The organism is Streptomyces sp. S.PNR 29, from assembly GCF_030386795.1.
Lineage (GTDB): Bacteria > Actinomycetota > Actinomycetes > Streptomycetales > Streptomycetaceae > Streptomyces.
Genome location: NZ_JANUQM010000015.1, coordinates 1 through 13,574, shown reverse-complemented (window position 1 = coordinate 13,574; position 13,574 = coordinate 1). Strand labels below are relative to the sequence as shown.

Below are 13,574 nucleotides of genomic sequence, written 5' to 3'. Positions count from 1 at the left end.
GGTGCCCCACCGAGTCGCTTTCATTCCCTGATGTCTACTTCGTCCGCCACCCAGGTGACAGGCTGCGATCTGACGTCTGGGTGAACGTGGCGGGAGCCGGTGCGGAGGGGGTCTCGCTGTGGCCGTCGTCACGCCGGTCGGGGTGGGCGCCGGAGTCGGCGGACGCTGTGATCAAGCACACTCGCTGTGCCAACTCCCTTGCGGGTTTCGGTGTTGGCCTCCGGGCGCGGGTGCGGCGAAGTGAGCCGTCATCGACTCGGCGGTCCCTTCTGCCACCATGGTCCGCGCCGTACAACCGGCTCAGTGGAGCGGCCGCGCAGCGCAGCCGGCGTTCCTCGCTCCCGTCGTCTTCCCCTTCTGGGTCCTTCGACCCGTCTTCGAGTAGCGCACTGTGTCTTCCTCGCCTTCCCCTGCCCTGCCCGCTCCTGCGCCCGAACCCGCCTCCGCGCCGCCCAAGGGTGGGTCCCGCTCGCCCTGGCGGTCCCTGAGGCACCGCAGCATGCGCTGGTGGTCCGTCGCGAACTTCGTGTCGAACGCCGGCACGTGGATGCAGCTGACGGTGCAGAACCTGCTGGTCCTCCAGATCACCGGCTCCGCCGCCGCGACGGGGCTGTCCATGTCCGTCCAGGCCGCGCCCGCCCTGCTCATCAGCGTGCTCGGCGGTGCGGCCGTCGACCGCTGGCCGCGGAAGCTGACGGCCGCCGTCAGCCAGGCCCTGCTCGGGGCGGTCGCGTTCACCACGGCGACCCTGGTCGCGCTGGACCGGCTCGACATGACCTCGCTGATGGTGCTGGCGGCCGTGACCGGCGTCATCGCCACCGTGGACGGTCCGGCGTGTGCTCTGCTGGGCAACGACCTCGTCCCCGTGGAGGACGTGCCCTCCGCCATCGGAGTGGGCGCGCTGGTGCACCAGGCGGGGCGGCTCGTGGGTGCCGCGCTGGCCGGAGTGACGGTCGGTTTCCTCGGCACGGCGGCCGCGTACGCCGCCAACGGGCTGTCGTTCCTGTTCGTGGCCTCCGTCATCCCGTTCCTCCGCCCTGCGTACGGGGCGGTCAAGGGCGCCGGGGCCGGTGTGCGGTCCGCCACCGGGCGGGGGCGCGAGGGAGCCGACATGACCGTGCGCCAGGGTCTGGCGTTCTTCGTGCGGCGGCCCCGGCTGCTCGCGCTGGCCGGTGTCACCGGGGTCAGCGCGGTCTTCGGGCGCAACTACGGCCTCACCTTGGCCGTGCTGGTGACCGGACCTCTCGCGGGCGGTGCCGGAGCGTTCGGGACGGTCTCCACCGTGCTCGCCGTCGGCGGCATCCTCGGTGCGCTCCTGGGCGCCCGGCTGCGGCGGCCCTCCGTACGGGTCGTGGGTCTCCTGGCGGCCTCGGGCGCGCTCCTCCAGGTCGTCGCCGGGCTGTCGCCGTCGCTGGCGGTGCTGCTGGTGCTCGTGCTGCCCATGGCCGTGGTGGAGTCCGTCTCCGACACCGCCGGTACGGCCGTCCTCCAGACCGATCCGCCCGCTCATCTGCGGGGCCGGGTGCTCGGCGTGTGGGGCAGCATCGGCACGGTGTGGAGCCTCGGCGGGCCGCCTGCGCTCGGCCTCCTGATGGAGCTGGCGGGCGCGCGCGGCGCCCTGGTGACCGGGGGCCTGATCATCGCCGGCTCCATCGGCGCGGGCTACCTCCTGCGCGAACGCAGGTCCACGACGACGGTGGTGCTGCGCACCGAGGAGGGCGATGTGACGGGCAAGGCGGCGCTGAGCACGGCGGCCTGAGCAGGGCGCCGGGCGCGCAGCCTGCACCGGCTCGACGCGGGGCCTTCACTCGGCTCGGCGTCGGGCCGTTTCGGGTCGGCGTGGGGGGCGGTTTCGTTCGGCCCGGGGGTGGGACCGTGCCGCTCGGCTCGGGACCGGCTGGTGTCGGCGTGGCCGGGTGCCTGGTACCGCTCCCCTCGGAGTCGAGTCGTACCGCTCGGCCCGCCCCCAGCCGGTACGGCCCGCAGCCGAGCCGAGCCCGTACCTCGCCTCGGTACCTCCCGCGCCCGCTGCGGGCCGGTTCGGCGGCGATTCGGGTCACGTGTCGAGCATCCGCTGGACGGCGTCCGAGCGGTGCCGCCCCTGCCGGACCGGCGAGGCGGGAGGTGTTGTCTCGGGCCTGGGCTGCCTCCGTACCGGCTCAGGAAGTGAGGCCTGTCCCGGTCGGGCGGTCGTGTCCCGGCCCCGCCTCAGGCGGTCAGCGCCTGCCCCGGGTTCAGACGGTCGAGCAGCTGCGCGTGGTGCAGTTCGGCCACCGGTGCCAGGAGGTCGGGGTGGCGCAGGAGCGCCGCCGCGCGGCGGTCGCTCTCATCGGGTGTGACCAGACGCCGGAACGTGGACGGCGTACCGGTCGTGTGCTCGCCCTCGGCGACCGCGGCCACCGCGAGGACGGCGAGTTCCGGGTCGGTGAGGAGGCTGGCCGCCCAGCTGGCGACGACCTCGTCGACCCAGGTACGCCAGGCCTGCCCGTCCGTGTGATCGTCCGCGGCACCGTCCGCGCCGGTGATCCAGTCGAGCCGAGCGGAGCCTCCGGGCCCCGCCATCCCGACCAGGGCGGCGTCCATCGGCGTCGGGTACCGCAGCCACGCCGCGACCGTCACGGCCTGCCGCGCCTGCACCTCGCACAGGGCGGAGGCCAGCGCGCCGCCGCTGGAGGGGTAGGCACAGGTCAGCCATTGGGCGGTCGCCGCTATGACCGGGGAGAGATCTGCTTGCACTGCAGGGCCGTCCGAGCTGCGTTCGTCGGGACAAGGAGACTGCGAAAACCGTAGCCCGCGGCACCCGGCGCGGGACATGGCCCGGCCCTCCTCCGATGCGTGGCTTCGGCCACATCCGCCCGGCCACGGCGGGGCGGCGCTGCCCGGCGTCGCAAAGCGCCCACCGAGGTGATCAAGGACCGGTAGTCTGAGGCGGCTGCGGCTCCCCCCACCTCACCTGCGTCGACGTGGTGAGGTCCGGCCCGCGGCGGTCGAGTCGGACGTACCACTGCATGAGGAAGAGACACAGGTGCTGATAGCGGGCCGGTACCGGCTGCAGGACGCGATCGGGCGGGGCGCGATGGGCGAGGTCTGGCGGGCCTTCGACGAGACGCTCGGCAGACCCGTGGCGGTGAAACTCCTGCTCCCCCAGGACTCGGATCCCACCGCCACGTCCCGTTTCCGTTTAGAGGCGCAGACCGCCGGCCGGCTCGCCCATCCGCATGTGGTCGGCGTGCGCGACTTCGGCGAGCACGAGGACCGTCTGTTCCTGGTGATGGAGCTGGTGGAGGGCGACAGCCTCGCCAGTGTGCTCGCCCGCAGCGGCGCACTGCCCGCCGAGCGGGTGGCCCGCATCGCCGGGGAGGCGGCTGCCGGGCTGGCCGCCGCTCACCGGCAGGGCATCGTGCACCGCGACATCAAGCCGGCCAACCTCCTGCTGGACGCCGACGGCACACTGAAGATCGGCGACTTCGGCATCGCCCGCTTCCTCGACGACCCCGGCGCCGCGCTCACCGCGACCGGGCAGATCATCGGCACCAGCCTCTATCTGGCACCCGAGCGCGCCCTGGGCCATCCCGCCGGACCGGCCTCGGACGTGTACGCGCTGGGCTGTGTGCTCTACCAGCTCCTCACCGGCCACCCGCCGTTCCATGCCGACAGCCCGCTGGCGGTCCTCCACCAGCATCTCGACGCCTCTCCCGTGCCGCCCCGGCAGCTCGGCGCCGACCTCCCGCACGCCTTCGAGAACTATCTGCTCGGTCTTCTGGCCAAGCGGCCCGAGGACCGGCCCACGGCCGACGACGTGGCGGACTGGTTCGGGCGCGGAGCCTGGCGGGGGGCATCGGATCCCCTGCCACGGGAACAGCCGGACCAGGGCCGTGCCGCCTCGGTGACGGACGCGGAGTGGAGAACGACCGTGCACCGTGCCGCGGCGCGGCGCCGGCAGCAGTCGTACGCCCGCGGGTCCCGCCTGGTGGCCGTGGTGGGTGCCGTGGCCGTGTTCGTCGCGGCACTGGTGGCCGGCCTGGCCTGGTTCGGGCCCGACACGGGCTCGCAGCGCCCGCAGGCCGAGCCGTCCGCGTCCGCCAGCCCCCCGCCCGAGGGTTCGCCGGCGCCCGCGGACGCGGCGACGCCGACCAGCCCGTCCACACGGGTGAGGCCATCCCCGTCCGGGAGCCCGTCGACGTCGGCAAGGCCGTCCACGCCCGCGAGCCCGTCCACGTCACCATCGTCGACCACGGGCGGCGGCGCGCCGTCGGCCACGCCCTCCTCCACACAGAACGCTGACGAGGAAGGCGACGACGAGGGCGACGACTGACCGGGAGCCGGAAGCACCGGGGACGGGGCACACGAGCGCGGGCGCCGATCCCATGCCCCTGATCCAGGACTTACCCGTGGATGGGACCCTGGGGCGTTGTCGATCAGACGGTGCCGTCCGTCCCGGTGCTGGAGGAAGTCCGCTGAGTACCACCGTCGTCCCCGAGACCGTCTCGGTCGCCCTGCTGCTGGGCGTGCTGGGCTTCGCCGTCGTACGCCCGCGGGGGTGGCCCGAGGCCGTGGCCGCCGTACCCGCCGCCGTGCTGGCCGTGGCGGTGGGCGCCGTCTCGCCGCACGAGGCCTGGGAACAGACCCGGAGTCTGCTGCCGGTCGTGGGCTTTCTGGCCCTGGTGCTGGTACTGGCGCACCTGTGCGCCCAGGAGGGGCTGTTCGAGGCCGCCGGGGCGGCCGTCGCCCGCTGGTGCGGCGGCAGTCCACGGCGGCTGCTGGCCGGCGTGTTCGCCGTGGCCTCGGCGATCACGGCCGTGCTCAGCCTGGACGCCACGGTCGTCCTGCTCACCCCGGTGGTCTTCGCCACGGCGGCCCGCGCGGGCGCGACGGCACGTCCGCATGTGTACGCCACCGCGCACCTGGCGAACTCCGCCTCCCTGCTGCTGCCGGTCTCCAACCTGACCAATCTGCTGGCGTTCACCGCCAGCGGGCTGTCCTTCACCCGGTTCGCCGCCGTGATGGCCCTGCCGTGGCTGGCCTCGATCGCCGTCGAGTACGCCGTCTTCCGCCGCTTCTTCCGCACCGACCTCGCCGCGCCCGCCGCACCCGGCATCCCGGAGAAGGGCCCGGACGTGCCTGTCTTCACGCTCGTCGTTCTGGCGTTCACGCTCGCCGGGTTCGCCGTGGCCTCCCTCGCCGGACTGGAGCCCGCGTGGGCGGCGCTCGGCGGTGTCGTGGTGCTCGGGGCGCGGGCGCTGGCGCGGCGCCGCACCACGCCCCGGGAGCTGATCGGCGCCGCCTCCCCGCTGTTCTGTCTGTTCGTCCTGGCGCTGGGTGTCGTGGTGAAGGGCGTGGTGGCGGGGGGCCTGGCCACCGGGCTCTCACGTCTGCTGCCGGAGGGGGACTCGCTGCCGGCGCTGCTGGGTGTGACGGTGGTGGCAGCGGTGCTCGCCAACGTCATCAACAACCTGCCGGCCGTCCTGGCCCTGATCCCCCTGACCGCGGCAGCCGGCCCCGGCCCGGTCCTCGCGGTGCTGATCGGCGTGAACCTGGGCCCCAACCTGACCTACGTCGGCTCACTGGCCACCCTGCTGTGGCGGCGCATCCTGCTCCACCACGGCACCCGGGCGGAGCTCGGCGACTTCACCCGGCTCGGTCTGGTGACCGTACCGGCCACCCTCCTGGCCTCCACCGTGGCGCTCTGGGGCACACTGCACGCCGTCGGCATCTGACCACCCGGTGCCGTCCCGCCGGCCGGCACCGTAGTCCAGTCCCCGCGCGGTCCTGACCAGCGGTTCCAACGGGTCCTTGCGGAACGGGTGCCACCGAAGCGCCGCCCACGTCATCCGCGGCGCCCTGGAGCGCCGGCCCCACTGCACGAGTGCCCTCACGGCGTCGCAGCGCCGTCCGCAACCGGGGGAACACCTGCTCTCCGAGCGAACATTACGGAGCTATTCGCCACGGTTCGCCACCCCTTCCGCGCCATAGAAATATCCACAACGATGGTGCCTCTCGTCGGCACGGGCCGACCGAGCGGAGGGACACCATGCGAGGAGTCATGCGGCAGGCCACGGAGTGGCTCGCCGCCGCCGCAACCGATCCACGGGCCTGCAAGCGTCAGTGGCATTCGGAGTCCGGGGTCGCGGTGCTGGCCTGCGGACGCTTCTGGGACGTGCTGAGCGTGCCGGAGGAGCTGGGTGTGCTGGCTCTCGACGCGCTGCTGTGCGGTCCGCAGGCGCCCGGTCCCGCGCTCGCCGACGCCGGCTCCCGACGGGTGGGCTTCTTCCTGCCGCCGGATCCGGCCGGCCACTGGATCGGCTCGGACATCCGGTACTTGGGCCAGGAGGCGTGGATCGCGGTGCCCGCACCGCACCGGGCCGCGGGACGGCTGCGCTGGCTGGTTCCGCCCGACGGCACGGGCACCCTGTTCGTGCCGTCGGCGGTGGAGCTGGCGTTGCAGCAGGCGCTCGGTACGCTCGCCGCGCAGGCCAGTGCGAGGGGCCGGTGCCCGACCTGCGGCGGGCCCGCCGCCGGGCTCCGGGCCCACAGCGGTGACGGGCCCGGCTGAGTACCGGTTGCCGTGCCGCTCAGTGAACGGGGATCAGGTCCGTCCGTCGTTCCGGGGGCAGGTCGACGGCACCGTCCCAACCGCCGTAGCGGGGCTGTGCGGCCGAGTACCCGTACGACCCGGTCGTGGCGGGGCCGACGGAGGTGAGGACGGTCCACTGCGCGTCCCGCGCGCCCGGGACCATCCGGCCGACGTCCTGCCACTCCGTGACGAGGGCGGCGTAGATGGGCGGATCCCCGTGCGGCGCTGCGAAGGGTTCTCCATACCGTGCCGGTTGCCCCTCGGCCTTCAGGAGGAGGCACCCGGCGGTGACTGTCCACTTCATGCTCCCTGCAACGCGGCCGCGGACGTGGTGGTACGCCCGGCGCCCGTCATGCCCCGCATCGGATGAGGTGATGTCCCTCGTTCGGGGGCATGCGGTTATCCGACAAGCGTGGCGGCCTGCCGTACCGGCCGCGCCGTCAGCGCGCAGGGGCGCCGGCTCGGAAGGTCACGGCCGCAGTCACCACGGGCCGCTGGTGAGGGCCGGCTGGTGGGCGGCGTTGGCGGCGTCCCGCAGGTGCAGGGCGACACTGATGACGGCGCGCAGGGCGGAGGGCCGCAGGGTCTGGGCGCTTTCGGCGGCCAGCACCAGCAGGCAGGCGGCGGCCTGTTCGACGACGGAGACGGAGAGCGCGAAGTTGCTGCTGTCGGCTCCGCGGAAGGCACGCCAGGGAGTTGCGGCTCCGTCGATGGCCCGTTGCACGGCGTGCTCCAGGTGCTGTGCGGCCTGTTCGCAGACGGAGGCCGGCAGGGTGATGGTGCGGTGGAAGGGTGAACTCGTCATGATCCCACTGCTCCCCCGGTGCCGGGGTGTTCGATCGGCGTGCGGCGGATTTTTCACCGGGTCGGCGGGAGCGGCGCCCGGCCGTCCGCCGGTCGGTGGCAGGGCCGTACCCTGGTCGCCGTGCATGTCATGACCTCATCTCCAGGCTCTGCGGACGGCGAGGGACCGGGGGCCGCCGCGGCACGTCTCACCGGGCGGGCGGTGACCGGCGAGCGCCGGCTGTCCTCGACGCTCGCCGAAGTGACCCTCGACGACGGCCGGGTGGTGATGGCCAAGCGGGCCGAGGGCGACGGTGCGGTACGGGCCGAGGCGGCGGGGCTGCGCTGGCTCGCCGACGCCGGCGCGGTGCGCGTTCCGGCCGTGCACGGCGACGACCCGCACTGGCTGGTCGTCGACCGGGTGCCCGGGGGCCGGCCCGGCGCTGCGGCGGCGACGCGGTTCGGCCGGGAGCTGGCCGCGCTGCACGCCGCCGGTGCGCCCGCGTTCGGCGCCGCACCGCCCGGTGGTCCCGAGGACGCGTACATCGGGCTGGCCCCGATGCGCAACGCCCGGGGGAGCGACTGGCCGCACTGGTACGCCGAGCACCGGGTGCTGCCGTATCTGCGCCGCGCGGTCGACGACCGCACTGTCCGCGCCGCCGAGGCCGGTGTCGTCGAGCAGGTCTGCGAGCGGCTGCCCGAGCTGGCGGGGCCGGACGAGCCGCCCGCCCGCCTGCACGGCGACCTGTGGAACGGCAACGTGCTGTGGGGCGCCGACGGCGAGGTGTGGCTGATCGACCCGGCCGCGCACGGCGGGCACCGGGAGACCGACCTGGCGATGCTTCACCTCTTCGGCTGTCCCCATCTGGACCGGGTGCTGGAGGGCTACCAGGAGGCCGCGCCGCTCGCCGACGGCTGGGCCGAGCGGGTCGGCGTGCACCAGCTGTTCCCACTGCTGGTGCACGCGGTGCTGTTCGGCCGCGGCTATGCCGAACAGGCCCTCGCGGTGGCCCGGGCGGCTCTGGCCCAGTGACCGTTCAGCGGGTCACGACGTGCCGTTCGTCGGGGACGCAGTGGGTCATGGTGAGGCCCTCCACGTCGCGCGGCGGGTTCTTGCCCAGGTTGGACAGGCGCTTGCGGTCCTCGTCCGTGAGGTCCTGACTGGCCAGCGGTTCCAGCCCGGCGACGTCCTCGGGGCTGATGCCCAGGCCCTCGCCGACCCTCAGTCCCAGGTCGTTCTCGACCAGGAGGAAGTGCCACACCATGCGTTCCTGCACCGGCCGGTCGCACTGCGACAGCAGGGTGACGAAGTTCTTCACCAGGTCCTCGCGCTCCCAGTCCTCCAGCAGCAGGTAGCGCTGACCGGCCTGCAGGTAGTCGTTGGTGCGGGGGATGCGTTTGCGGGTCAGCCGCCCCCGGATCTCCGGTCCCTGCTCGTCGTGGGTCGGGTATTCCGACTCCCGCAGACCGCCCCTGATCGAGGGTTCGTAGTTGACGTCGGGGTTCTCCCCCGCGCCGTCCACGTGGTACGTCATCGCGCCGTCGCGCTGGTTGGTGCGGACATCGGCGTTCTTGGCCTGGTTGACGGGGAGCTGCAGGTAGTTGGGGCCGACCCGGTAGCGCTGGGTGTCGCTGTAGGAGAAGGTGCGGCCGACGAGCATCTTGTCGTCGGAGAAGTCCAGGCCGTCGACGAGTACACCGGTGCCGAAGGAGATCTGCTCGTTCTCGGCGAAGAAGTCCTGCGGCATCCGGTCGAGCACCATCCGGCCGACCGGCTTCGGCGGGAACTCCTGTTCCGGCCAGGTCTTGGTGTCGTCCAGCGGATCGAAGTCGAGCTCCGGGTGCTCGTGGTCGTCCATCATCTGGACCAGGAGTTCCCACTCGGGGCAGTCGCCGCGTGCGACCGCCTCGTACAGGTCCTTGGTGGCGTGTCCCAGGGACTCTGCCTGGACGTTCGCGGCATCCTCCTCGGTCATGCTGCGCACGCCCTGCTTGGGCATCCAGTGGTACTTGACGAGGACGGTGCGGCCCTCGGCGTTGACCCACTTGTAGGTGTTGACGCCGAAGCCCTGCATGTGGCGGTAGTCGGCCGGTATGCCACGCGGGCTGAACAGGTTGACCAGCATGTGCATCGCCTCGGGCGTCTGCGACATGAAGTCGAAGATGCGGCGGGGCTGCTGTTCGAACGTCACCGGGTCGGGCTTCAGGGCGTGGATGACGTCCGGGAACTTGATGGCGTCCCGGATGAAGAAGACTCCGAGGTTGTTGCCGACGAGGTCCCAGTTGCCGTCCTCGGTGTAGAACTTCACCGCGAAACCCCGGGGGTCCCGGGCCGCCTCGGAGGAGTCGCGTCCGCCGATGACGGTGGAGAACCGGACGGCGACGTCGGTGCGCTTGCCCCGCTCCTGGAACAGCTTGGCCCGGGTGTAGCGGTCGATCGGCTCGTCGCCCCAGGTGCCGTAGGCCTCGAAGAACCCGTACGCGGTCACGCCACGGGCGTGGACGACGCGCTCGGGGATGCGTTCCCGGTCGAAGTGGCTGATCTTCTCCAGGAACTGGTAGTTCTCCAGCGTGGCGGGGCCGCGGGCGCCGACCGTGCGCTGGTTCTGGTTGTCGTAGACCGGGTGGCCCTGCCGGTTCGTGAGCACCTTGCGGTCGTCGCCCGGGGCGGGACCCTGGCTCGATACGTCCGTCATCTTCATGGGCTCCTTGGACTCGTGTCTGCCGTCAGGCGAGGCAGCCCGAGTACCCGATGAGGCGGGGTAAGTCACACGCGAGGCCGACCCGCACGCGGGCTCACGACGCGTCAGCGGCGGTGCCGACCGGGCCCGTGGGTTCCGCTGCCTCGTCGAGACGGTTGTTGCGCTCGATCTCCGGCATGTGACGTTCGGCCCAGGTCCGCAGCGCTGCCAGGGGGCCTTCGAGGGACAGGCCCAGTTCGGTGAGCCGGTAGTGCACGCGCGGGGGCACCGTCGGCTCGACACGGCGAGCGGCCAGGCCGTCCCGGACGAGGCTTTGGAGGGTGGCGGAGAGCATCTTCTGTGAGATCCCCGGCATACGTCTGCGCAGGTCGGCGAAACGGACCTCTTCCGGGGACGCCTCGGCCAGCACCTTGACCGCCATCGAGGTCCATTTGGTGCCGATACGGTCCAGCAGACGACGGGTCGGACACTCGGGGTCGAAAAGGTCGCCGCGCCGCACCGGGGTCACCTGGAGCTCACCACCTGAGGAGAAAGTGCCTTCTTGGCCCCACCAGGCTAGTCACCTAGCGTGCGGTTGTCACTTTTGGTTACCACAGGAGGATCTGTGACCGAGCTGCGCCGCGTCCCCGTCAACGGCGTCGAACTCAACGTGGCCCTGGCCGGCCGGGGGCCCGCCGTGCTGCTTCTGCACGGCTTCCCGCACACCTGGGAGTTGTGGACCGACGTCATGGCGGGCCTGTGCGACGAGTACCGGTTGATCGCGCCGGATCTGCGCGGGTTCGGGGCGAGCGACCGGGCGGAGTCCGGCTATGACGCGGGCTCCCTGGCCGACGACGCCGCAGCTCTGCTGGAAGCGCTCGGTGAGTCCCCGGCCGCCGTGGTGGGCATCGACGCAGGCACCCCGCCCGCCTTTCTCCTCGCGATGCGCCGTCCCGGCCTCGTGCGGCGGCTGGTGCTCATGGAGTCCCTGCTCGGCAGGCTCCCCGGCGCCGAGACCTTTCTCGCGGACGGCGCCCCGTGGTGGTTCGGCTTCCACTCCGCTCCCGGTCTCGCGGAGAGCGTCCTGGACGGCGACGAGGACCGCTACGTCGACTGGTTCCTCGACGCGGGCACGCTCGGGGAAGGCGTACGCCCGGTGATACGGGACGCGTTCACGCGCGCCTACACCGGCCGCGAGGCCCTGCGGTGCGCCTTCTCGTACTACCGGGCTCTGCCTCTCAGTGCCGCGCAGATCCAGCAGGCGGTCGCCACGTCACGGCTGACGGTTCCGGTGATGACGGTGGGCTCGCATCCCGTCGGCACGGCCCTGGAGCACCAGCTCCGCCCCTTCGCCGACGACCTCACCGGCCGTCTCGTCGAGGACTGCGGCCACATCATCCCGCTGCACCGCCCGGACGCCCTGCTCGGGCTGCTCCGCCCGTTCCTCAGAGATGGGCACCGCGCCCGCACGACCGTGGCGACGCCGCCGATCAGCTAGCCGTCGTCGGTGCGACCCCGCCCCGTCTGTGTCCGAACGCGCCCGGACACCGGTCTCGTCACGGTGTCCGGGCCTTCCGGGTGAGTCGCGCTCAGCCGCCGTTCAGCCGTGTACGGAGGAGTTCCTTGCCCAGTTCGGCGCCCTTGCGGCTGTCCGCCTGAGCCTTGCGGAACAGCTCCGCGAGCTGGGAGTCGTTGTCGCGCTCGGCGTCCTGGATGTAGGTCTCCAGGCGCAGCGCGTTCTCCAGGCACGACTCGACGTACCAGATCAGGTCGTAGTTCTTGTCGCGGGTGCCGGTCACACCGCCGGTCTCCGTGCTACTGGTCATGCGAGCCTCCTAGTCGCGGTACTCGTCCGGGTCCACATGGGCCGGGCCCCGCGGCGCCCGGGCAGCGGACCCCTTCAGCGCCGGACGGGTACCCGCCCTTCAGCAAGGCACACAGCCTGGGACGGGACGACCGGGACGATACCGGCCAAGACTGCTCAATTGCGACATATCGCGTCAGCATGGAAGCTCCTTCTCCTCCTCAACTCCCCTTTACCTCACGCCAATTCAGACAGTCCACGCAGAATCGAAGAGAGACCGGTCACTTTCGAAGCGAAGTGTCGCTCACTCGCGCGAGAGCGGTCGATGACGGTGTGTACTGTGCTGCGAGCACCTCGTCACCGGGGTCTCGGAGCCCACCCTGCCCCTCTCCCCCTGGAACCGATTCCCTTGGAACCGATTCGATGATCGAACTACCGGACCTGGTGGCCGGCGGTCTCGCGGCCGGCACGCTGTCCGCGCTTGCCCTCGGCGGCGGGCTACTGCGATCACGACGCCAACGGGCCGCGCAACGCGAGGAGTTGGCCACGTTGCGCACCCGGCTCGACGGCTTACGGCGGGCGGTCGCGGCGGAGGTCGAGCATCTTGCGACGCGCCGGATACCCGCCGCCGCCCGTCAGCTGGCCCACCCCCACCTCACCGTGCCGGGTCCGCTGCAGCCGCTGACCGCCGACTCGCAACTCGGCGAGGCACTGGAGAAGGTCCTGCAGCAGCTGCGCACCGAGCTGGTCGCGCAGCACACCCGGATCGACGCGGCCGCACAGGCCGGGATGCGTGGCGCCACACGGGAGATCCAGGCGGCCCTGTACCGGTTGCAGGACGCGCTTCGAGGTCTGCAGCAGCGGTTCGACGATCCCGAGTTGGCGCAGACCCTGTTCGCACTGGACCACGAGAACGAGCAGTCGCTGCGCCGGGCGCAGGTGGCCGCGGTCGTGTGCGGAGCCTGGGTGGGGCTCGCCCGGGAGGACTCCCACCTGGTGGACGCGGTGACAGGCGGTCAGGCACGGCTCGCGGGCTACCACCGGGTGCGGGTCCACAACCACCTCAAGGCGGGCACCGCGCTCATGTCGCACGCCGTCGAGCCGGTCGCGATCATCGTCGCCGAGCTCCTCGACAACGCGCTGCGGCACTCGGCGCCCGACACCGACGTCGTGGTCAACCTGGAACATGTCCACCACGGCGTCTGCGTCACCATCGACGACGCCGGCCTGGGTATGACGGAGGACGAACGGGCGCGCGCCCAGCGGCTGGTGGCCGGTTCCGAACCGATCCTGCTCACCGACCTCGGCGATCCGCCGCGCATGGGCCTCGCCGCCATCGGCCAGCTCACCCGGCAGTTCGACCTGGGTGTGGACGTGTCGTCCCCGTCCCCGTACGGCGGGGTGCGTGCGGTGGTCAGAGTCGACAGCCACCTTCTGACCCATCTCGACCCCGAGGAGAAGCCGCCGGCGGCCAGCGCCCCACGCCCGACGCGCAGGGCCCTGCGGGAGGAGAGGGCCGCGACCGCCGCGCCGCAGCCGGCGTCCGCCCCGTCCGGCACCGTACGGGACGAGACCGACGCTCCCTCCTCCACCCACGGTTACGGAGCCGAGCAGGAATCCGACGCCTCCGCCGCCGGATCGGGCCACCGCGGGCCGCGCGACGCCGGAGGGCTGCCCCAGCGCCGGCGCCGCGGCCGGGCCACCGCCCCGGCCGCCCCGGCCGAGCCACCCG

The 13,574-nt window shown here is 72.5% G+C and carries 13 protein-coding genes; 7 read left to right on the top strand and 6 right to left on the bottom strand.

Annotation, left to right across the window (positions count from 1 at the left end; all coding sequences use genetic code 11):
- The first annotated feature begins 391 nt into the window (after window positions 1–391).
- Window positions 392–1,759, top strand: a complete 1,368-nt coding sequence (locus NW895_RS33010) for an MFS transporter (protein ID WP_289940371.1) — start codon at window positions 392–394, stop codon at window positions 1,757–1,759.
- Window positions 1,760–2,208: 449 nt separating this feature from the next.
- On the opposite strand, the gene NW895_RS33005 is transcribed toward NW895_RS33010, so the two are convergent.
- Complete coding sequence (locus NW895_RS33005) at window positions 2,209–2,736, bottom strand: hypothetical protein (RefSeq protein WP_289940370.1); 528 nt, start codon at window positions 2,734–2,736, stop codon at window positions 2,209–2,211.
- A 289-nt stretch (window positions 2,737–3,025) separates the two neighbouring features.
- Between NW895_RS33005 and NW895_RS33000 the strand changes: the two genes are divergently transcribed.
- From NW895_RS33000 to NW895_RS32990, 3 genes are all read left to right on the top strand, one after another.
- A complete protein-coding gene (locus tag NW895_RS33000; protein WP_289940369.1) occupies window positions 3,026–4,315 on the top strand; it encodes a serine/threonine-protein kinase in 1,290 nt (429 codons plus the stop codon).
- 142 nt (window positions 4,316–4,457) lie between these two features.
- Window positions 4,458–5,717: an SLC13 family permease gene (locus NW895_RS32995; protein WP_289940660.1), complete on the top strand. Its 1,260-nt coding sequence runs from the start codon at window positions 4,458–4,460 to the stop codon at window positions 5,715–5,717.
- A gap of 326 nt (window positions 5,718–6,043) precedes the next feature.
- A complete protein-coding gene (locus tag NW895_RS32990) occupies window positions 6,044–6,553 on the top strand; it encodes a hypothetical protein (RefSeq protein ID WP_289940368.1) in 510 nt (169 codons plus the stop codon).
- A 19-nt stretch (window positions 6,554–6,572) separates the two neighbouring features.
- Here the strand turns inward: NW895_RS32990 and NW895_RS32985 are convergent, their stop codons facing one another.
- Window positions 6,573–6,878: a hypothetical protein gene (locus NW895_RS32985; RefSeq protein ID WP_289940367.1), complete on the bottom strand. Its 306-nt coding sequence runs from the start codon at window positions 6,876–6,878 to the stop codon at window positions 6,573–6,575.
- 177 nt (window positions 6,879–7,055) lie between these two features.
- Entirely contained in the window at window positions 7,056–7,379 is a 324-nt protein-coding gene (locus NW895_RS32980) for a hypothetical protein (protein ID WP_289940365.1), read from the bottom strand.
- Between the two features lie 129 nt (window positions 7,380–7,508).
- On the opposite strand from NW895_RS32980, the gene NW895_RS32975 reads away from it, so the two are divergent.
- Window positions 7,509–8,390, top strand: a complete 882-nt coding sequence (locus NW895_RS32975) for a fructosamine kinase family protein (protein WP_289940364.1) — start codon at window positions 7,509–7,511, stop codon at window positions 8,388–8,390.
- A 4-nt stretch (window positions 8,391–8,394) separates the two neighbouring features.
- Here NW895_RS32975 and NW895_RS32970 read toward each other — a convergent pair whose 3' ends face one another.
- Together NW895_RS32970 and NW895_RS32965 are read right to left on the bottom strand one after the other, a co-directional pair.
- A complete protein-coding gene (locus NW895_RS32970) occupies window positions 8,395–10,053 on the bottom strand; it encodes a catalase (protein WP_289940363.1) in 1,659 nt (552 codons plus the stop codon).
- A 100-nt stretch (window positions 10,054–10,153) separates the two neighbouring features.
- Complete coding sequence (locus NW895_RS32965) at window positions 10,154–10,567, bottom strand: helix-turn-helix domain-containing protein (RefSeq protein WP_289940361.1); 414 nt, start codon at window positions 10,565–10,567, stop codon at window positions 10,154–10,156.
- Window positions 10,568–10,663: 96 nt separating this feature from the next.
- Here NW895_RS32965 and NW895_RS32960 point away from each other — a divergent pair, with 96 nt between their 5' ends.
- Complete coding sequence (locus NW895_RS32960) at window positions 10,664–11,536, top strand: alpha/beta fold hydrolase (protein ID WP_289940360.1); 873 nt, start codon at window positions 10,664–10,666, stop codon at window positions 11,534–11,536.
- 91 nt (window positions 11,537–11,627) lie between these two features.
- On the opposite strand, the gene NW895_RS32955 is transcribed toward NW895_RS32960, so the two are convergent.
- Window positions 11,628–11,864, bottom strand: a complete 237-nt coding sequence (locus NW895_RS32955; RefSeq protein WP_289940359.1) for a hypothetical protein — start codon at window positions 11,862–11,864, stop codon at window positions 11,628–11,630.
- Window positions 11,865–12,265: 401 nt separating this feature from the next.
- Between NW895_RS32955 and NW895_RS32950 the strand changes: the two genes are divergently transcribed.
- The coding region (locus tag NW895_RS32950) for an ATP-binding protein (protein WP_289940358.1) at window positions 12,266–13,574 on the top strand (1,309 nt) is incomplete at its 3' end.